Origin of the sequence: Atopobium sp. ICM42b (assembly GCA_000564995.1) — a bacterium.
GTDB lineage: Bacteria > Actinomycetota > Coriobacteriia > Coriobacteriales > Atopobiaceae > Lancefieldella.
On record JDFH01000002.1, the window covers coordinates 1 to 18,188 of the forward strand.

Genomic DNA, 18,188 nt, shown 5'->3' on the forward strand with positions numbered 1-18,188 from the left:
TTAAGGCCACGTAAGCGTCTGGGTTGGAAGTGCCCTTGGGAAGTCTACCATCACCAAACGTTGCACTTGCTTTGAGAATTCAAGACTGAAAAGCCCTTATCGGCCAGTTTTTTAGAAACTGATTTTCCAAAGAGTGTCACATCTTCTCCGATTCGTATCCCGTATAGAAGGGTCAAGCAAGTGTCGCATGAATTTCATTATATACAAGACAGCTTTATTTAGAATCAGTTGAAGGACACACGTAAGATGGAGAAGTTGGAGTTTAAATGCACTTTACTCGAATATTCCTCTCCACAATCGCTTATGCCCCCAAGGTATCGATCGGAATAACATATATCCCATCCGAGCGCCGTCTACGCGCCATCGTCCCTTTACCGAGCAGTACAGCCATAAAGCTAGGCTTAGGATTTCTTGCTGCAGGATTAGCAGCCACCTTTCTCGCAACTCTTATGAGATTCGCAGCCGCATCTTCCACTTTAGATTCCCCCATCTTGATTTCAATGGCTGCCCATCGACCATCTGTCAATTCAATAATGGCGTCAACCTCAAGCCCATCGGCGTCCGCATAATATCGTAAAGATCCCCCATACGACTTAGGCAAAGCGGAAACGTAAACGGACAAATCATGAATGCAGAGTGACTCAATCAATAAACCAAAAAGCTGTCCGTCTTTAAGTAAGCGTGAAGAGTCGACACCTAATAAACTGGCCACGAGAGACGTATCGCAGAAATATCGTTTTGGTTTCGTGCGCAGCCTTGACTTTGACCTGATTGGCGCATCCCAGCCCGAGAGCTCCTCAATAAAATAGTTGCGTCTAAACTCTTCAAGGTATGAGGATATGGTCCCATCCACCGGAGCTATATTGTCAAAGGCAGCAATATCATCTCTCATGGTACCCAGCGTTGCACTCGTTGCTACATTTCGTGCAAGAGATGCAGCTATGCGGCGGGACAGAAGTGGACTTTTCCCCGCGCGAGGCATGCTTACATCAAAAAGTGCATTAAGATATTCATCGGTAACGGCCCTTGGATCCGCCAATTTTTTTGTTTGAAGAGCCGGCCACCCACCGCGGCATACAATATTGGCTAAATCGGCGAGATCAATATGAGATTGCGCCGGCTGGAAGGAATCTTCAAAGAGTCCCAAAAGAGATACTGCTCCCGTAGAATCTCCAGTCTCTGCAAGACTCATAGTATGCATACGCAACCGTGCAATGCGTCCTGCTCCACTATGTCTTTTTTCATCCTCGGGAGGGGTGGAGGAGCCTGTCAAAATAAACTGTCCCGGCTTATTTGCACTATCATCAATCCTATGACGTACAATATTCCATATAGCAGGTATATCTTGCCACTCGTCAATAACATGAGGGGTATCACCAACAAGAGCAAGCTGTGGATCATCCATATAAATCTGTTCGGATTCATCCACACGTGTCACACTCTCGCCAAATGACTGTGCCGTCCAGGATTTCCCCGACCAACGAGGACCACAAAGTTCTATACCACCAAAGGTATCCAGAAGGACCTGCACCTGTGAATCAATAATACGAGGAATGTATGTTTCCGGCTTAAACTTTGAATATCTCATAAGACCCCCTTCCTCGTAAGAACTATTGTAATGCCTGATGATAGCACAAATTCAACTCTTCATTTATGATTTTCGAGGATTTCCATTTATGATTTTCGAGCTAACTCAACTATGTTTTTCGAGCCATTACATTGATGATTTTCGAAGGATTAACCGCAGTGAGGGTTCACTGAACACCATTGCTCTTTCTAAAGTCCACCGGCGAGAAGCCCTTGTTCCTTCGAAATGCTTCCGTGAACGCACCCGGTTTGCGGTAACCGACCGCCTTACCGACGCTTGCAATCGGAAGATCGGTTTCCTTGAGCAGCCGAACAGCCTCTTCCATTCGTTCCCGTATGACATACGCAGAAGGTGAAAGCCCCGTCGCGGTTTTGAACAGCCTTTTCAGCTTGGTTTGCCCGATGTACAGCTCTGAGGCAAGCCGTGCACAGGAGAGGTCTCCACTCAGGTTGTCGGCAATGTAGGCACTGATATGGCAGATAGCGCGTGTATCATCCTGAGACAGAGCCTTATGTTCTTCGCTTCCATCTTCTCGGGTAGCGTATTCCATAACAAGAGCGACAGCCTCTGCAATCACGCCCTCATAGAACAGCACCGCGGCAATTCCCTTGCCCTGATACGCACGTGCCTTGCGGAGCAGATCGACAAGTTCGGGAAGATCATGTTTTCCGTCAACTTTGATAAAGGCTTCCCGGACATCTCTGATATCCCCAAACCTGCTTTGTAGATAATCCCGATAGTAGTCGGGAGAAATAGTGATAGACGAAGCCCTTGCTACGGCCCCTTTTGAGAATCGCATCTCATATTCTTCATTCTCACCCCCAAGATATACCATGATGGCCCCCGGAGCGAGCGGCGCACCCTGACGTTGCACCATACCCTTGACATCATCGTAGCATCCCAGGCAGATGTGCTCGGTACAGCGGTACCGCATGATCCCGCTTTTTGCAAAGTTCATCCTGAATGCATTCACGGCAAAAAGACTTCCGCGAAAGTACGCCCAGTACTCACCGGATCCCAGCTCATTTTCAAAGGTGTGTAGGACGCCTTCAGGGCCATAACCACGAACTTCCTTCAAAGGCTTGAGATCCCATCCCTGAAACGCCCCACGGTAAAGATCTGTCTCAATACTTTTCATCTTCCTTCCTTTCCGCTCGTCCGGTTCCCAGGCTTCTTCCTTGATCAGGCCTTCTCATTCCGTATAGGGACGCATCTCATCAATGCAGTTGTCAGGAACATGCTGTTTATCCATTATAAAGCAGAGTTTCCTATAGCTAACAATTGATCGGCGAATCGATCGATGTGCATCGATATAAAGAGTCGACAGTAAGGAGGATCATCTATGAAAGCAGAAGTTGAAAGCTCCAAAAATACCAGGTGGGTCATGCGCGACGTCCTTACATTTGTAATATTCAATCTCATCATCATGATACTTATCACGGTGGCAAAAGTAGTCGAAGACATGCTGTTGGCACCACAAAATACGTTCTTCGTCGGATCATGGCTGTTTCCGTTACTGGCAACACCGTTCTATCTCGTCATGGCCGATCGCATCGGCAAACGTGGCGTACTTTCCGGATCGATCCTCATATTTGGTGTCCTCTACACCTTCATGGGCGGACCCTACTGTGCACCGGTCGCTATTGTGGGCGCAGTCATAGGCGAGCTGGTTATGTGGGGTAAAGATTCTTATCACGATATCAAACGCGTCATCGGCGGCTATATCGTCTATTGGGTGACGTTTGGTTTTTATGGAATCATACCGTATGTACTGTTCAGAGAAGCCTACATGAAACAGTTGGAAACCTACTACAATGCCGCCGACGTTACCGCGATGATCGCCCAATATACCGAACTCCCCTGGATCCTTCTGATGATGGCTTTGTTTGCAGCGGGAACGATCGTTGGCGGCCTTATTGGATCAAAATTCTTGAAAAAACACGTCCGTAAAGCGAAAATCGCATGAACGACATGGAAGAGACGGACATCAAGTGCGGTCTTCTCGGCCTTGATCCAAGAACACATCTGTTGTCGTTCTTTCTTGTGGGGATCGTATCCATGCTGATAGTGAACCTCCTTGAGACGGTGCTTTTACAGGCATTCGCTACAGCTTATCTCACCGCAAACGGACGGACGAGAAGTGCGACAAGGACCTGTGTGAGCTTCACAGTCATATGCGGCCTGAGCTTCCTTCCCCTCCCAGGGCTGTACGGAGTTCTTTTTGTAAGCATGCTGCACATGATTCCCCCGTTTACGACCGGCTGCGCGTTCTTCTCGCTTTCTCCTTCGGCGATCATGTGCGCACTCGACCGGTGGCATCTCCCGCAAAAATTCCTCGTTGGGATCTGCATGATATTCAGATTTGCCTCGATCCTTCCGTTTGAGATGCGCTCAATACTTCGCGGAATCCGCATGCGGGGCATCTTCCCCAGCTTACTGGGTATTGTGAGACACCCCGCGCTCGCATACGAATGCTTTTACACGCCGCTTGTCATGCGCTCGCTGAGACTCTCAAACGAACTCGCCGCATCGGCCGAACTGCGAGGGATTGGGATAGGTACAGGACGAACGTCGGTATATCACGTGGGATTCACCTTGCGCGACGCAATGTGCGCTCTTGTTGTAACTGCAGCCGTCGCCGGCATATATGCGTTGGAGGCGGTTTTGTGAGAGGTACGGAAACCGTCGCTTTGAAGAACGTTTCGTTTTACTACCTCGACGAGTCTGAGCTTTCAGATGAAACATCAGCTGATAGTGAGGTATCAGCCGGCAGATACGAATCTACGGAAAGCTGTGTACAGGATATCTGCCTCAACATCCCGGCAGGCTCATGCACCGTACTCTGCGGACGCTCCGGCAGCGGAAAATCAACGGTTCTGCGCCTGATCGACGGCCTCGCAGGAACCTTCTTTCCCGGCGAGAAGAGCGGAGTGGTCCTTGTACACGGAACGGACGTGTTTGATCTGTCCCCGCGCAATCGCACGAAAAGCATAGGCGTAGTCACACAAGATCCGAGAAGTCAATTCTTCATGGGGACGGTAGGCGACGAAATTGCATTTTCCCTGGAAAATCTGGGTACTGATCCCTCAGATACGATCAAGTTCGTCCAAGAGGCGGCAACACTCAGCGGTGTCAGCCGACTTCTTGCCGAGAAGCTCACCGAGCTCTCAAGCGGACAAAAACAGCGCGTCGCTCTTGCGGCTGCAATAGCCAACCGTCCGCAGATCCTGATACTTGACGAACCCACCTCGAATTTGGATGCAGAGGGGTCTCAGTCGCTTATCAAGATCCTCGGAGAGCTTAAAAGAAACGGCGTGGCACTGATCATCTCCGAGCATAGACTCCATCAATTTTTGCCTGTAGCCGATGAGTTTGTATATCTTCAGGAAGGACGCATAGCCGCTCGGTGGGATGTCGAGAAGTTCACGTCTCTTTCCGAACACGAAACGGCAAAGTTTGGGCTTCGACACCCCGACATGAAATCCGACTCTGAAATCAAGTCCTATCCCGCAAAGGATGCGGACGGTTGGCACATGACAGATGTGACCTATCTATACCCTTCAACAAAACGCGGAATCAAGGGCATTACCGCTGAATTTCCATTCGGATCCGTAACGGTCATATGTGGTGAAAACGGAACAGGCAAAACTACGCTCGCAAAAGTCCTTGTAGGAGCCGCTCGAGAGCAGAGAGGCATCGTCGCCAGAAACGGGAAACATCTTTCCCGTAAAGAACGCCGCCTCCTCAGCTACTTTGTCATGCAGGACGTTGACTATCAGCTGTATGCCGGCAGCGTAGCGGACGAAGTGGTGCTTGGCCGACAGGTGGATGATGCACTCAAGGCACGCGCCTGGGAGGCACTGGCAGCTTTTGGTCTGACGGATTTGGCCGACCGACATCCGGCCAGTCTTTCCGGCGGGCAGAAGCAGCGCGTCATACTTGCGACGGCATACTGCTCAGATGCCGAGCTTATTGTACTTGACGAGCCCACAAGCGGACTTGACGGACACGGGATGCACGAGGTGGTGCATTGGTGCCGCAAACTCGCATCCGAGAAAAAAGCAGTTGTGGTTATAACGCACGACGAACTGTTGGCGCAACTGGCAGGCGATTACATCGTTGACTTGTCATTGCAGAAAAGAGATTGATGTCTCCATGAGTCACATTACGCCAAAAAACCGGACGGCACGTCCCAGTGCATTTTCAAAGCTTTTCTATTTTATGCGGCCCGACAGGAATCGAATGCTCTTCTCGCTTCTTCTAGCATGCATAGGCGAGGCGGCAGGCATGGTTCCTTATATTGTCGTTGCCTTACTTGCCGCGGGATTGGCGGAAGGGACGCTCACGCTTGAGTCAGCTGCTCTCCTATCAGCCGCAGCAGCAGCGGCCCAGATTGCAAAGTTCCTGTTCACCTGGCGCTCTTCCATGATCAGCCACGGGATCGCCTTCAAGGCTCTACGCACCATGCGTGAGCAGATGGCAGAGAAGATGGCTCGTGTGCCCATGGGGACCATCGTCGACACGCCGACGGGCACGTTCAAGAACCGGTTCGTAGACAACGTGAACCAACTTGAGGACGCCATTGCGCACTTCATGCCCGAGCTTCCAAGCACGGTATTTGCGCCGCTTTTGGCAATGATCATCGTATTCGCCATCAACTGGCGTATGGGACTTGCCGGGATTGCCACGATCCCCTTATGCCTGCTCTTCTATCTTGGCATGATGCGGGACTATAAGCCCAAAATGGCCCGCTATATTGCGAGTGAACAGCGGATGAACTCAACGCTGGTAGAGTATGTCAACGGTATCCAGGTGATCAAAGCGTTCGGACGCACCGCATCCTCATACGGCTCGTTTTCCGAGGCAGTAGCCGAGTATCACGACTCCACGCTTGCATGGTTTCGCCAAAGCTGGATATGGATGGCGGCGATACGGGCTATCGTCCCCTGTACGCTGCTCTTCTCGCTACCGCTCGGCGTTTGGCTGCTTTCGGTCGGACGGATCGCATTGCCTGCCTTCATGGTGTGCATCACCATCCCATTGGGATTCATCGGAGGAATACTCAAGTTCTCCCAGGCGGCAGGCCAAATTTCACGTATGGATACCTGCCTGAACGTAGTCTGGGACTTTTTAGGAGAGCCTGAGCTCTCACGGCCAAGTGAGCGCGTAATGCTTGACGGCAAGTCATTCACTTTTGAGAACGTCTCTTTTTCTTATCATGAGGGTACGGAGGTGTTGCACGATATCAACTTTAAGACGGAGCCGGGGCAGATCACGGCTATCGTAGGACCCAGCGGATCGGGCAAATCAACGGTAGCTAAGCTTATGGCCGGTTTCTGGGATGTACGTTCCGGATGCATTTCATTCGGCGGTACCGATGTGCGAGACATTCCCTTCGAGCAGCTTATGGAGCACGTCTCGTATGTGGCACAGGACACGTTTTTGTTTGATAGGACCATCGCCGACAACATCCGCATGGGCATGCCGGATGCAACCGATGAAGAGGTCGAGACTGCTGCACGTGCAGCCGGCGCTCATGAGTTCATCAGCCGGCTTCCTCAAGGGTATCGCACTCCTGCCGGTGAGGCAGGTGCAAGGCTTTCCGGCGGCGAGCGCCAACGCATCACCATTGCCCGCGCCATCTTAAAAGATGCTTCCATCGTCATTCTTGATGAGGCCACTGCCTATGCCGATCCTGAAAACGAAGCTCTGGTAGAGCGAGCCTTGAGCAAGCTTGTAGCAGGAAAAACACTTGTTACTATCGCCCACCGCCTATCAACGATCACAGGCGCCGACCAGATCCTCGTCATGGACGGCGGACGCATCGTTGCGCGCGGACGTCACGGTGAATTGCTGAAAACCTGTCCTTTGTATGCTCGCATGTGGAAAGAACATATGAGCTCTACCGTCAACGCAGAAGAGGAGCCCTCATGTTTGCAATAATGAAACGCATCCTTGACTTGGCCGGAAGCTTCTCACCGGCATCACGCCGCAGCCTCATGGCAGGCATGGTCTGTAATGTCATTAAAGCGTTCTTCATGTCCGGAATGCTCATAGCGGTATGGTGGGCCCTTGAGATGCGAAGTCACCTGAGCGCCGGAGTTGCCCTGCAATGTTTAGGGATCCTCGCCATCAGCGTAGCGGGTCAGTTTGCCTTCCAATATCTCGTGGACATACAGATGGACGCCGAGGGGTTCCACATCTTCCGTGATCTGCGGCTACGGGTGGGCGACCGCTTAAAAGGCGCTCCCATGGGCTACTTCTCAGAGCAGCGTCTCTCGGCGATAACCACCACGCTCACTACCACGGTGCACCAACTCGAAGAGTTCATGACCATCTGTCTCACGGGACTCTCGGGCGGCGTAGCCATGGCAGTGATCATGAGTCTGTTCTTCCTGTTTCAAGCGCCACCGGTTGCCTTCATTACCTTTGTCGGCATTGCCGTAGGCCTTATTGTTTTGGATTGGCTGAGAAGACGCTCGACCGCCGTCACACGGGAGGTCACTGCCGCACAGGAGGAAATGACTGACAAGGTGATCGAATACGCCCGCGGCATGGCTGTATTGCGGGCATTCGCGACACCCGATGACGCACTTGCCGCAGCAAAGGCATCCTTTGAGCGGAAACGCCAGGCAGATTACGATCAAGAGCAGGCGGCACAAGGTATCCTCAAGCTCTATGCGCTCGTGTTCAACCTTGCAAGCTGCGGAGTTCTTCTCGCCGCATGCACACTGTATCTGACAGGCGCTCTGTCTCTCTCGTGGGCGCTCACGCTGCTGGTTGCCGCTTTTATGATCTACGGAGAGCTTATCAGCGCGAACAACAGTGCGTTTCTCACCAAGAAGATCGAAGGAGAGCTTAACCGCATTGACGAGGTATGCTCGGTGCCAAAGCAAGACCTTACGGATGAGACGCTCTCGCCCGACGGATTTGCCCTAGCCATGGAGGATGTCTCATTCGGTTACGGTGACGGCCGTCGTGTCATAGAAGGAGTAACACTCTTTATTCCCGAAGGCTCAACCTGCGCGCTTGTCGGCCCGAGCGGCTCGGGTAAAACAACGCTGGTGAATCTGCTTGCGCGCTTTTGGGATGTCGAGAAGGGCCACGTTACCATCGGTGGCATTGATGTCCGCGAGGGAACGGCGGAAAGCCTGCTTGCAAACATATCGATGGTGTTCCAGAGCGTATACCTGTTCAATGACACCGTCGAGAATAACATTCGCTTTGGTCGCCCCGATGCATCGCGCGAAGAGGTCATCGCTGTGGCCAAACGCGCACGCTGCCATGATTTCATCATGGAACTTCCTGACGGATACGACACGGTGCTTGAGGAAGGTGGGGCAAACCTTTCCGGTGGAGAGCGCCAGAGAGTATCCATTGCACGCGCCATCATGAAGGATGCGCCGATTGTCATCCTTGACGAGGCTACGAGCTCGGTCGACCCGGAAAACGAGCACCTGCTTATGCAGGCAGTAACGGAACTGACACGAGGAAAGACCCTTGTTACCATTGCACATCGCCTGAACACGGTGCGCGATGCTGACCAGATCCTTGTGATCGACGGCGGGCGCATCGTTCAGCGTGGTACACATAATGAGCTAATGAAGGAGGCTGGTATCTACCGGCGCTTTATCGAGATGCGCCGGGAAGCTGCTGGATGGCGTATCATACGCTCTTAAACTTCATGGCTACAACTCTATTGTCACTTATAACTTTTCGTCACAGTGGCAATTGCCGCATCCGTCTCTCCAGCAACTGTCTGTAAGAGTGCACGGTCTGCTTTGGCACCTCCACGGCGAGACCATTCGCACAAGGTTTCAACCCAGTACATTACCATGGCTGACGCCTTAAGGTGCATTGAGAAAGCATCATCATGTGCCGTACGTAGTGAAATTTTGGAAGTTCTTCTCTACATACAAGCTTCTCAAGAATTTTCTCAAGCTTTTCAAGGTTTTTACCCTGCTTTTTTGCGCCAAATAGACAACAAAAGAGCTTGGTTGCATGCAACCAAGCTCTTTTACATAACAAGTTATGAGGGGCCAATACCTTAGCTTAGGACAACGCCGCCAAGCCAGCCCCACCTTGGAGTACTTAAAGCACCAAGCTGAGAAATCCAAGAACTCAAGCTCTGGCTTCTTACAATACCAGAGAGGCAGTGCCTGACCATGCCGCCACCAATGTAAATGCCAACGTGGCCGTAAATCAGAGCTGCAGCAGAACCACCAAGGGTTGGAACGGCAATAATCATGCCAGGCTCAATAGCGCTCTGATCAGTAGAATAGCACCAGGAGTAGTACATATCACAAGCGTTGCCATAGAAGGTGCCAACACCTGCGTTTGAGAAGACATTAGAAACCCAAGCAGCACAGAAGCCAGCACCGGTAGATCCGGTATAGCCTGCAGCATTAACAACTGCAGCAGCAGAACCGGAACCAGCAGAAGAGGTTCCTCCTCCGCCACCGCCACCAGAGTAGCTACTACCACCACCGCTGTCGCTTGATGCAGCAGCACGTTGAGCAGCAACACGCTCTGCCTCCTGCTGAGCGGCAAGAAGTTCAGAATCACGCTGAGCGATAAGTTCTTTGACGTTGTCATCAAGATTTGCAACAACGTTTGCAGCGTCCGCCTGACGAGCAGAAATATCATTAAGCTGAGACTCCTGAGAAGCACGGAGATTCTCAAGTTCAGCCTTCTTATTCTCTAGCTCGGTCTTCTCGGACTGAAGAGCAGCCTTATCAGACTCAAGAGCGGCCTTCAGGTTCTTAACTTCCTCAATCATCTTCTGATCGGACTCAGAAATCTTGTCGAGGTAGTAAATATTAGAAGTGAGCTCCTCAAAGCTTGCAGAAGAAAGAATCATCTCCAAAGCACCAGCTGGGCCAGCCTTGTAGTTGCTGGACATACGAGCGCCAAGTTCTTTTCTCTTCTCGGCAATCTGAGTTTCCTTTTCAGAAATCTCTTTCTGCTTAGCATCAATCTGATTCTGCTTATCTGCAATCTGATCAGAAATAGCGCCAATCTGAGAGTTAGTGTCATTGAGGCTTGCTTGCATGCTAGAGACCTCATTAGAAATCTCATCAAGCAGCTTCTGAGCAGCATCGTAATCGCTACGAGCAGCATCAATCTGAGCCTGGGTAACACCAAAAGCAGGACGGGTATTAATCAGGGATGCAGTAACGGCAGCGGCAGCAATGCCCATGCCGGCAAAAATCTTAAGAGCATCACGACGGTTGAAAAGAGCAGCGCTCTGCTCCTCAATGGTTGTGCTTTGCTGTTTCTTTAAACTCATAAGGGTCTCCTAGAACGTTTAGTAGTACGGTGTGACCTTTGAGAGACTATTCTACCCGAGATACACGATGATATTCAAAAAGATACGTAATTTACAAACTTCCCAAAACGAATTTCGGGGAGTTTTGGCTCTAAATTGTGAGGTCAGAGATAGGATTTAGCGGTTTTCAATATGTGTAACATTTTTTATTGATATGGTAATCCTACCGTCAGACTCGTGAGAAAATTCTAGGTAACCTGGACGATCCGTTAGGTTTGAGGGAAATGAAATCTCAATTCCCGTATCGGTGCGGATTTTATGATTCTTTGCAATTCTGTTAGCAACACCGCGTTTAACAGGAACTTCTTCGGGGAGCTCTCTACTTGCCACCTGAGCCTCGTACTTTTCCTGAATCTCAGGACGCTCCTCAAAGATACGCTTACCAACCTTGATGGGGTCTACTACCTCTTCTACCTCTGCTGCTTCTGCAACAGCCGCTTTTGCACGAGACACCTCAACAGCAGGCTCAAGACCATACTCTTCAGCCAAGTCTTGGACAATAACGGTTACCTCGCCAATAACCTCATGGCTTGATGCCTCTGACGTGCACTCAAGGAAAAGCTCTGGGATGATGAACTTTCCCTCTCCCGCTACAGAGCGGTCATGGTCGTGGAAGTCAATGGCGCCTGTATCCAGGTCAATGACTGCATATGAATCAACTTTTTGCGTTGGAGACGGCAGCGTTGCGTCTTGGCGCAAAATCTCGTTTGCTGAGCCATTCACATCATGGATAAAGGCCTGCTTACGTGGGAGAAGCACAATAGCAAAAAGACGTCTTCCCTCTCCCTCAAAGGCCTCAGCCTGAGCATCCTCGTCATCTGCAGCAGCACTGGCAAGCGCCTGACCTGCATCGGTATCAATGTAGTCCGCTACAAGAAGATCACACTGCTCAACGTCATCTGCACGACGAAGCTCTTCCCAGAACCACTGAGCAATCTGGTGAGAAAACTCTACAAACTCAACGTCTCCGTGAGCATACTCCTGAAGACCCCCAGCAAAATTGCTGGTAGGAGCAAACTCTCCATGTCTAGACTCCGGGTTTGCCGTAATTTTACGCAGTCTACGCTGCACATATGACTTTGTCTGACGGTCCTCTAAATCCAAGGTAGATTGAGAGAAGTATTTAGTTCCCGTCTCAAAATCAAAGACGTGAAGAATTGCCTTAGTAACTCTAAGCATGTAAAACCTCGTTTATTGCAGATGTTTAGCTGGCGAGAAACCCTAGTGCTTGACGCACATCAGAGGGTCGCCAATCTTAACCAGTGGACGACCACCAATCAGTGTTCCGGACTCACCAATGAGGTCAATGCGCTCATACTGATCTGCATTAACAACGGTAACAACTACAACGTTCTCATATCCTGCTTCTTCAATGGCAGCAGCATCAAATGAAATCAGTGGAGTACCGGCCTTGACCTCATCGTTAGCGTGAACGTAACGGGTAAAGCCCTTGCCGTTCATCTCGATGGTGCCAACACCAATGTGAATCAAAATCTCAATACCAGTGTCTGTGGTAAGGCCAATTGAGTGATTTGTTACGTTAGTTGCGGTAACGCGAGCATTGCAAGGAGCATAGACGCAATCAAGGCCAACAGGCAAAATGCCATAGCCTTGGCCAAAGAGACCGCTTGAGATTACCTCGTCGTGAACCTCTTGTACGCTTACCAGAACACCAGAAACTGGTGCATAGATAGTGTCTTCCCTGGTAGCAAATGTAGCCTTCTGAGGCTGCTCTGCTCCGTTAGAAGGAACAAACACATTTTTAACCTTTGACCAAAGACCCATAATGCCTCCTTGAGTATGTGCTCTGCACAGATACCATCTGACATAACGTTTCTATTTTACCTAAGCGAGAAGGACGAATGCCCCACAGAGGAACATCCGTCCTTCTTTCACGAATTTACAACACGAAAGTGCAATTTACTGCATCCTCTTTGCTCCCCTGAAGATGATTGAACGTGCAGCAAAATAAGTAACCAGGAAGTATCCACCATACAAAGCAGCTACGACTGCAACTACTCCACCAATACTGCTAGCTACATCAAAGTTGCCAATCGACTTGATGACAGAAACCATAATAGTCATTGCGCATGTTGCGTGCGCAGCTGCCATAAGCAGTGGGAACAGGAAGTACACGCCAATCTGAACAAAGAGCGCGCGACTTGCAAGGCCCTTCTCGGCACCTAGCTCTGCCAGGACTTGGTAGGCACGGGCGTTATCCGATGCCTCGGAGAGCTGTTGAAGTGCCAGAATAGCAGCGCACGCAATGAAGAGTACCAAACCAATATACAGTGCCAAATACGTCACAATACCAGAGAGTCCAACAGTAGATTGAATGTACTGAGAAGCAGTGACCACAAACATTAAAGAATATGGGTCGGAATCGTTGCCAGTTAGGCCACCATCGTCAAAGTACTGCTTCATCTGATTTCGGAACTGAGCTTCAGTAGCATCGCCTGGAGTTTGGTAGTTACCTAAGATATAAGAGTTGGTCAAAACGGTGCTTGAAGGGAAACTTTGATCAGCAACAACCACAATTCCAGCTGCTGGCATAAGTGCAGGACCGCCTTGTGTCTGCGCAATGTCGAGCGTTCCGCCAACAGCATGAAGCTTGTGGCCCTCAATGGTGAGCTCGGGATTGTTTGCAAGAGAATCCTGCCAGTATTTTGTGAGATTAGTATCTAGCGTCCAAACCATATAGCCGTCAGTACCAAAGTCAACAGGCTCAAGCCCAGATGCAACGCGCAGTTTGTTGTACTGAGAAGCTCGCATCAAAGTTACGTTTTTCTGCGCAGGATCTTCCTGGCCACTATAGCCGGTAAAGTAATCACTAAAGCGCTTGCCTGTTACAGCATCAATAGAGCCATACGTAAAACTAGGCGTTGTTGGATCACTTTGAGCGTAGTACGTATCTACCTGGAAGGCGTTTTTGATAGTTTTATCCCACTCTGGATCTAGCTTCTGCACTACAGAAAGGTAGTCGTACGAATCTGCTGGACCAGGAGTATAACTGCGCTCTGAGCCTGGATTGATTGATACAGAAACATCGTACGTTTTAAGCTTAGAGAAACTGGCGTTCATAGAGTCAACAAGCGAGAAGCCCGTACCAAGTCCACAGACTGCCACAAAGAGCATAGCGCAGACTAGAGAGATAGAAACCCAAGCAGTATTAACGCGGGCGTTAAACTGACGCAGGATAAATGAGTGAAGACCCTTGTAGTAGAAGCCCTTCTGCATCTGCATAAATCTGAGCAAAAAACCAGAGATTGAGAAGAAGAAGAGTGCTGTGCCCACCGATACCAAAGCAGTGGCCATGGCAAACTCGTCATCTATCTGTTTTAAACCATTGTGCTGAAGCAGGATATAGGAATAAGCAATGATTCCAAGAGAGGCCAAGAAGAGCAGTACTGAAACGGTAAGGTTTCTTACCTTGACGGTCTGAGTTACTTTGTCTGCGTTAAGAAGGTCAATAAGCTTATAGCGGGACACCGTGGTGACGTTAAAAATCAGCGCAACCACAAACATGACCACAAAGTAAATAACCGTTTGAATCAACGCAGCTTGCGAGAAGACAAATTTGAATGAATCAAGAGTCGTATTGAACATATGGGCCGTTGCAAACATCATAAATTGAGAGATAAAAATACCTGCAACAAGTCCAACTACCAGGGCGAGAAAACCAACAAGCAGTGTCTCAATACTCATAATCTTAGAGACATTTCTCTTGGTCATACCCAGTATCTGGTACATACCAAATTCTTTTTTTCTACGGCGAATCAGAAATTGATTAGCGTAGACAACAAGAAATCCCATAATAACGGCGAGAAAAACGCTTACTCCAGAGATGGTATTACTTAAGAGCTGAACAATGCGTCTCTGGTCTTCAGAAAGATCCAACACCATGGACTGCTGAGTGATTGAATTGAAGGAATAAAACAGTGCAACGCCTACTGCCAATGTCAGAAAGTAAATGCTGAAATCGCGCAGTGATTTCTTGACGTTACCAAGCGCGATTTTACTGTACATCAGCACCCTCTCCTCCCAGGAATGAAACAACGTCCATGATCTGGTCAAAGAACTGCTTACGGGGTTTCTCGCCACGAACTATCTCGTTAAAGATGCGACCATCTTTAATGAAAATGACGCGATGAGCGTAAGAAGCTGCATATGAATCGTGAGTAACCATGGCAATAGTTGCGCCATTACGGTTGAGGTTCTCAAAGCTCTCAAGAAGTGTGCGGGCGTTCTTTGAGTCAAGTGCGCCGGTTGGCTCGTCTGCAAGGACCAGCGAAGGATTAGTGACAATTGCTCGAGCTGCAGCAACGCGTTGACGCTGGCCACCGGACATCTCGTAAGGGAACTTATCAAGTACCTCAGAAATCTGAAGCAGCTTGGCAACGTTTTCTACGCGCTCCAAAACTTCCTGCGCGCGGACATGACCAATGGTTAAAGAGAGCGCGATATTCTCGCGAGCAGTAAGGCTGTCAAGCAAGTTTGCGTCCTGGAAAATAAAGCCCAGACGGTCACGCCTAAAGGCAGAAAGCTCTGCTCCACGCAGGCTGGAAAGCTCTTGGTCATCAATAAAGATGTGGCCTGCAGATGCTTGGTCAATGGTTGAGATGCAGTTCAAAAGCGTGGTTTTACCAGAACCGGAAGGACCCATGATGGCAATGAACTCACCGCGAGCTACAGAAAGATTAATGCCGTCCAGTGCCTTTGTAATATTTCCACGAGTTCCGTAGTACTTCTCGAGGTTTTGACAAACCAAAACAGTGTGAGGGGTAAGTGCTGAAGATTGTCCAGCCACAACAGTTGGCTGAGTTGGAGTTACTTGAGCGGTTGCCATGTTGCGTCCTTTCGTTGGGAGCGAGTAAATCTTGAGATATATACTCCCGCACTACCGTTTACGTTGCCATCGATTGACCTTACAGAAACCTTACGCTTTTCTCACTTTGATGTGTCAAAATATCACTATCAAGCATACGGGAGGGGCATGCTATGAAGTTAGTAATTAAAAGATTTGGGCAGCTTACCGCTAAAGAGTTATATCAAATTCTTTCTCTAAGAGCAGAAACGTTTATTGTTGATCAGCAGATTATGTACAACGATCTTGATAACGTTGATCAAGTTTCTACCCATGTCTTTTATCAAGATACTGACTCGGTAGCTGCATATTTGCGCATCATTGATGCGGGACAGTCATACAACTCCCCTCTTATTGGTCGCGTATGTGTTAGCAACAAAGGCGCTGGTATTGGTTCAAAACTACTGCACGATACCCTTGATTACCTGGCACAAGAAAGTAGTGCTTCCAAGGTGTTAGTTGAGTCGCAACTCAAAGCTCAGTCTTTCTACGAGCGCGCTGGGTTTACGCAGGAATCTTCTAAGGTGCTTGATCACTTTGGCGTCCTCCACCATGTGCTCTCCTTTGATCTTGATGCATATCGTCAGACGAGAAACACAATCAGCATTGATGACATTCACGTTTCAATCAGACCGCTTGAAACAGCCGATTTGCGCACACTGCAGAAGCTTAGCGTTGAGACATTTGTAGACACTTTTATTGACTCAAATACGGCAGATGATTTAGCAAGTTGCATTGACTCGCTCTACAACACAGAAAAGCTTACCCGTGAGCTTGCTGCTAAACACTCATATTTCTATTTTGTTGAGGTAGAAGGTCAAGTAGCTGGTTACCTGAAGCTCAATACGCGTTATGAGCAAACCGAGGGTCAGCGCGATGACTCACTTGAAATTGAACGCCTGTATATCCTTCCGCGTTACAAAGGCCTACACCTTGGATCAAAGCTCATGAAATTTGCCCTTGATTTAGCAAAAGAGAAGGGTAAGAAGCGCGTGTGGCTGGGTGTTTGGGAACACAATGAGCCTGCTAAGGCATTTTATTCACATTGGGGATTCAAGCGTTTTAGTCAGCATACCTTCCCAGTAGGAAGCGATCCTCAAACGGATGAATTGTGGGAACTTCTAATACAGAACTAGCACAATTGCTGCTAAAAGACTCATAGCCAAAAGTACATAGGTAATTACTTTTCTTTCTCTAAATTTGACTATCCTAAAAATTTGCAAGAGAAAGATAAAAGCAAAAATACATGCACTTATCTGCTGTGCATAAGGGAATGCTTCTGGATAAAAATGAATTGCTGTATTCAGTACGAGCAAAGCAGCTACGATGTAGTCTGCTTTGCTCGTATTTTCATTATTAATTAGTTTCATTTTAAATCCGTAAAAGACTGGTTGAACGTAATGGAAAAGGTTGAACCTTTACCAATGGTACTGCTCACAGCCAGCTTAAGGCCCATTTTCTTACAGAGCTCATAGCAGAGATAGAGACCCATACCGGTAGATTTTGCGTACTTGCGTCCATTTTGACCGGTAAAACCCTTATCAAAAATTCGAGAAAGATCCTCTTCAGGAATACCAATGCCATTATCCTTAATGAAGAGAGTGGTTGAAGTAGTTCCCTCACGTGGCTCTGAGACAGAGGCAGAAATCCAAACGTTCTTCTCGCCAGGTGAAAGCTCTGGATTTGAATACTTTGCAGCGTTAATGAGGAGCTGTCGCAAAATAAACTCAAGCCACTTTGGGTCAGCCTTGACCACGTGGGCCAAGTCATCAAAATGTGGAGAAACACCAGCGTCAATGAAGACGCGTGCGTTATTTTTAAGAGCATCTTTTACGATGGACTGCAAATTAACGTCTCTGATAGAAAAATCTCGATCTACAGATGCGCTGCGTGCATAAAAGAGCGCCTGCTCTACCAGAGTTTCAATCTTGGTAAGTTGCGTTTGCACGTCATCCATGGGAAGCGATGGATTATTCTGAGCAACCAAATGAGCTGCGGCGATGGGAGTCTTAATCTCATGCACCCACATCTCAATGTACTCGCGATATTCCTTTGATCGCATATGCTCATCAGCAAGCTGGTCCATCATAGACTTGGACATACTAGAAAGAGCGTCCTTAAAAAGCTTCTCCTCCAGCGTTGAAGGTGTGTCCAGCATGGTAGGAACCAGATAGCTCTCTTTATCCGTTGCCGCTAAATTCTCAGCAAGCTGCTGGTAGAACCAACGACGATGAAAATAATCGGCTAGAAGTGCCGCCACTCCTACTACCCACAAGACCAGGATACAGTAGGCAATAGCAAACGCGTTAAGCCCAACACCCTTAAGCATAAAGCCAATTAACGTGCTGCTAGCTATAAGCGCAAGAAAGAATATAGTTCGATTTTTTAGATACTTAAAAAACGTCATG

Annotated in this window: 15 protein-coding genes; 6 read left to right on the top strand and 9 right to left on the bottom strand. The window is 48.9% G+C overall.

What is annotated here, in order from left to right; all coding sequences use genetic code 11:
* Window positions 1–301 precede the first annotated feature (301 nt).
* Window positions 302–1,588 (bottom strand): ATP-binding protein, encoded by a 1,287-nt coding sequence (locus HMPREF1493_RS00070; protein WP_035426866.1) that lies wholly within the window; start codon window positions 1,586–1,588, stop codon window positions 302–304.
* Between the two features lie 166 nt (window positions 1,589–1,754).
* Window positions 1,755–2,726: a helix-turn-helix domain-containing protein gene (locus tag HMPREF1493_RS00075; RefSeq protein WP_035426867.1), complete on the bottom strand. Its 972-nt coding sequence runs from the start codon at window positions 2,724–2,726 to the stop codon at window positions 1,755–1,757.
* Between the two features lie 204 nt (window positions 2,727–2,930).
* Here HMPREF1493_RS00075 and HMPREF1493_RS00080 point away from each other — a divergent pair, with 204 nt between their 5' ends.
* The 5 genes from HMPREF1493_RS00080 to HMPREF1493_RS00100 all read left to right on the top strand — a co-directional run bounded on the left by HMPREF1493_RS00080 (window position 2,931) and on the right by HMPREF1493_RS00100 (window position 9,267).
* Window positions 2,931–3,554, top strand: a complete 624-nt coding sequence (locus HMPREF1493_RS00080) for an MptD family putative ECF transporter S component (protein ID WP_035426868.1) — start codon at window positions 2,931–2,933, stop codon at window positions 3,552–3,554.
* Window positions 3,551–4,258: an energy-coupling factor transporter transmembrane component T family protein gene (locus HMPREF1493_RS00085; protein ID WP_232215470.1), complete on the top strand. Its 708-nt coding sequence runs from the start codon at window positions 3,551–3,553 to the stop codon at window positions 4,256–4,258. Before HMPREF1493_RS00080 ends, HMPREF1493_RS00085 begins: the two co-directional genes overlap by 4 nt.
* Window positions 4,255–5,736 (top strand): ABC transporter ATP-binding protein, encoded by a 1,482-nt coding sequence (locus tag HMPREF1493_RS00090; RefSeq protein WP_035426869.1) that lies wholly within the window; start codon window positions 4,255–4,257, stop codon window positions 5,734–5,736. The genes HMPREF1493_RS00085 and HMPREF1493_RS00090 overlap by 4 nt, the downstream gene beginning before the upstream one ends.
* 94 nt (window positions 5,737–5,830) lie before the next feature.
* On the top strand, window positions 5,831–7,531 hold the full coding sequence (locus tag HMPREF1493_RS00095; RefSeq protein ID WP_198013747.1) for an ABC transporter ATP-binding protein: 1,701 nt from the start codon (window positions 5,831–5,833) through the stop codon (window positions 7,529–7,531).
* On the top strand, window positions 7,519–9,267 hold the full coding sequence (locus HMPREF1493_RS00100; RefSeq protein WP_035426871.1) for an ABC transporter ATP-binding protein: 1,749 nt from the start codon (window positions 7,519–7,521) through the stop codon (window positions 9,265–9,267). The genes HMPREF1493_RS00095 and HMPREF1493_RS00100 overlap by 13 nt, the downstream gene beginning before the upstream one ends.
* 368 nt (window positions 9,268–9,635) lie before the next feature.
* Here HMPREF1493_RS00100 and HMPREF1493_RS00105 read toward each other — a convergent pair whose 3' ends face one another.
* The 5 genes from HMPREF1493_RS00105 to HMPREF1493_RS00125 all read right to left on the bottom strand — a co-directional run bounded on the left by HMPREF1493_RS00105 (window position 9,636) and on the right by HMPREF1493_RS00125 (window position 15,762).
* Window positions 9,636–10,877: a coiled-coil domain-containing protein gene (locus tag HMPREF1493_RS00105; protein WP_051485192.1), complete on the bottom strand. Its 1,242-nt coding sequence runs from the start codon at window positions 10,875–10,877 to the stop codon at window positions 9,636–9,638.
* A gap of 156 nt (window positions 10,878–11,033) precedes the next feature.
* A complete protein-coding gene (locus HMPREF1493_RS00110; protein WP_035426872.1) occupies window positions 11,034–12,095 on the bottom strand; it encodes a nucleoid-associated protein in 1,062 nt (353 codons plus the stop codon).
* A 42-nt stretch (window positions 12,096–12,137) separates the two neighbouring features.
* Window positions 12,138–12,701, bottom strand: a complete 564-nt coding sequence (locus HMPREF1493_RS00115; protein ID WP_035426873.1) for a PTS sugar transporter subunit IIA — start codon at window positions 12,699–12,701, stop codon at window positions 12,138–12,140.
* A 135-nt stretch (window positions 12,702–12,836) separates the two neighbouring features.
* A complete protein-coding gene (locus HMPREF1493_RS00120; RefSeq protein ID WP_035426874.1) occupies window positions 12,837–14,942 on the bottom strand; it encodes an ABC transporter permease in 2,106 nt (701 codons plus the stop codon).
* Window positions 14,932–15,762 (bottom strand): ABC transporter ATP-binding protein, encoded by an 831-nt coding sequence (locus tag HMPREF1493_RS00125; protein WP_232215472.1) that lies wholly within the window; start codon window positions 15,760–15,762, stop codon window positions 14,932–14,934. The genes HMPREF1493_RS00120 and HMPREF1493_RS00125 overlap by 11 nt, the downstream gene beginning before the upstream one ends.
* Before the next feature lie 152 nt (window positions 15,763–15,914).
* On the opposite strand from HMPREF1493_RS00125, the gene HMPREF1493_RS06925 reads away from it, so the two are divergent.
* Complete coding sequence (locus HMPREF1493_RS06925) at window positions 15,915–16,916, top strand: GNAT family N-acetyltransferase (protein WP_084058253.1); 1,002 nt, start codon at window positions 15,915–15,917, stop codon at window positions 16,914–16,916.
* On the opposite strand, the gene HMPREF1493_RS00135 is transcribed toward HMPREF1493_RS06925, so the two are convergent.
* Entirely contained in the window at window positions 16,902–17,150 is a 249-nt protein-coding gene (locus tag HMPREF1493_RS00135; protein ID WP_035426875.1) for a hypothetical protein, read from the bottom strand. The two genes, HMPREF1493_RS06925 and HMPREF1493_RS00135, sit on opposite strands and share 15 nt — an antisense overlap.
* Window positions 17,147–18,109: a sensor histidine kinase gene (locus HMPREF1493_RS00140; protein WP_232215473.1), complete on the bottom strand. Its 963-nt coding sequence runs from the start codon at window positions 18,107–18,109 to the stop codon at window positions 17,147–17,149. Before HMPREF1493_RS00140 ends, HMPREF1493_RS00135 begins: the two co-directional genes overlap by 4 nt.
* Window positions 18,110–18,188 lie beyond the last annotated feature (79 nt).

Bases quoted from the DNA above. Each gene is read 5' to 3' on its own strand.
- HMPREF1493_RS00070 (WP_035426866.1), bottom strand. From the start codon at position 1,588: ATGAGATATTCAAAGTTTAAGCCGGAAACATACATTCCTCGTATTATT.
- HMPREF1493_RS00075 (WP_035426867.1), bottom strand. From the start codon at position 2,726: ATGAAAAGTATTGAGACAGATCTTTACCGTGGGGCGTTTCAGGGATGG.
- HMPREF1493_RS00080 (WP_035426868.1), top strand. From the start codon at position 2,931: ATGAAAGCAGAAGTTGAAAGCTCCAAAAATACCAGGTGGGTCATGCGC.
- HMPREF1493_RS00085 (WP_232215470.1), top strand. From the start codon at position 3,551: ATGAACGACATGGAAGAGACGGACATCAAGTGCGGTCTTCTCGGCCTT.
- HMPREF1493_RS00095 (WP_198013747.1), top strand. From the start codon at position 5,831: ATGCTCTTCTCGCTTCTTCTAGCATGCATAGGCGAGGCGGCAGGCATG.
- HMPREF1493_RS00100 (WP_035426871.1), top strand. From the start codon at position 7,519: ATGTTTGCAATAATGAAACGCATCCTTGACTTGGCCGGAAGCTTCTCA.
- HMPREF1493_RS00105 (WP_051485192.1), bottom strand. From the start codon at position 10,877: ATGAGTTTAAAGAAACAGCAAAGCACAACCATTGAGGAGCAGAGCGCT.
- HMPREF1493_RS00110 (WP_035426872.1), bottom strand. From the start codon at position 12,095: ATGCTTAGAGTTACTAAGGCAATTCTTCACGTCTTTGATTTTGAGACG.
- HMPREF1493_RS00115 (WP_035426873.1), bottom strand. From the start codon at position 12,701: ATGGGTCTTTGGTCAAAGGTTAAAAATGTGTTTGTTCCTTCTAACGGA.
- HMPREF1493_RS00120 (WP_035426874.1), bottom strand. From the start codon at position 14,942: ATGTACAGTAAAATCGCGCTTGGTAACGTCAAGAAATCACTGCGCGAT.
- HMPREF1493_RS00125 (WP_232215472.1), bottom strand. From the start codon at position 15,762: ATGGCAACCGCTCAAGTAACTCCAACTCAGCCAACTGTTGTGGCTGGA.
- HMPREF1493_RS06925 (WP_084058253.1), top strand. From the start codon at position 15,915: ATGAAGTTAGTAATTAAAAGATTTGGGCAGCTTACCGCTAAAGAGTTA.
- HMPREF1493_RS00135 (WP_035426875.1), bottom strand. From the start codon at position 17,150: ATGAAACTAATTAATAATGAAAATACGAGCAAAGCAGACTACATCGTA.
- HMPREF1493_RS00140 (WP_232215473.1), bottom strand. From the start codon at position 18,109: ATGCTTAAGGGTGTTGGGCTTAACGCGTTTGCTATTGCCTACTGTATC.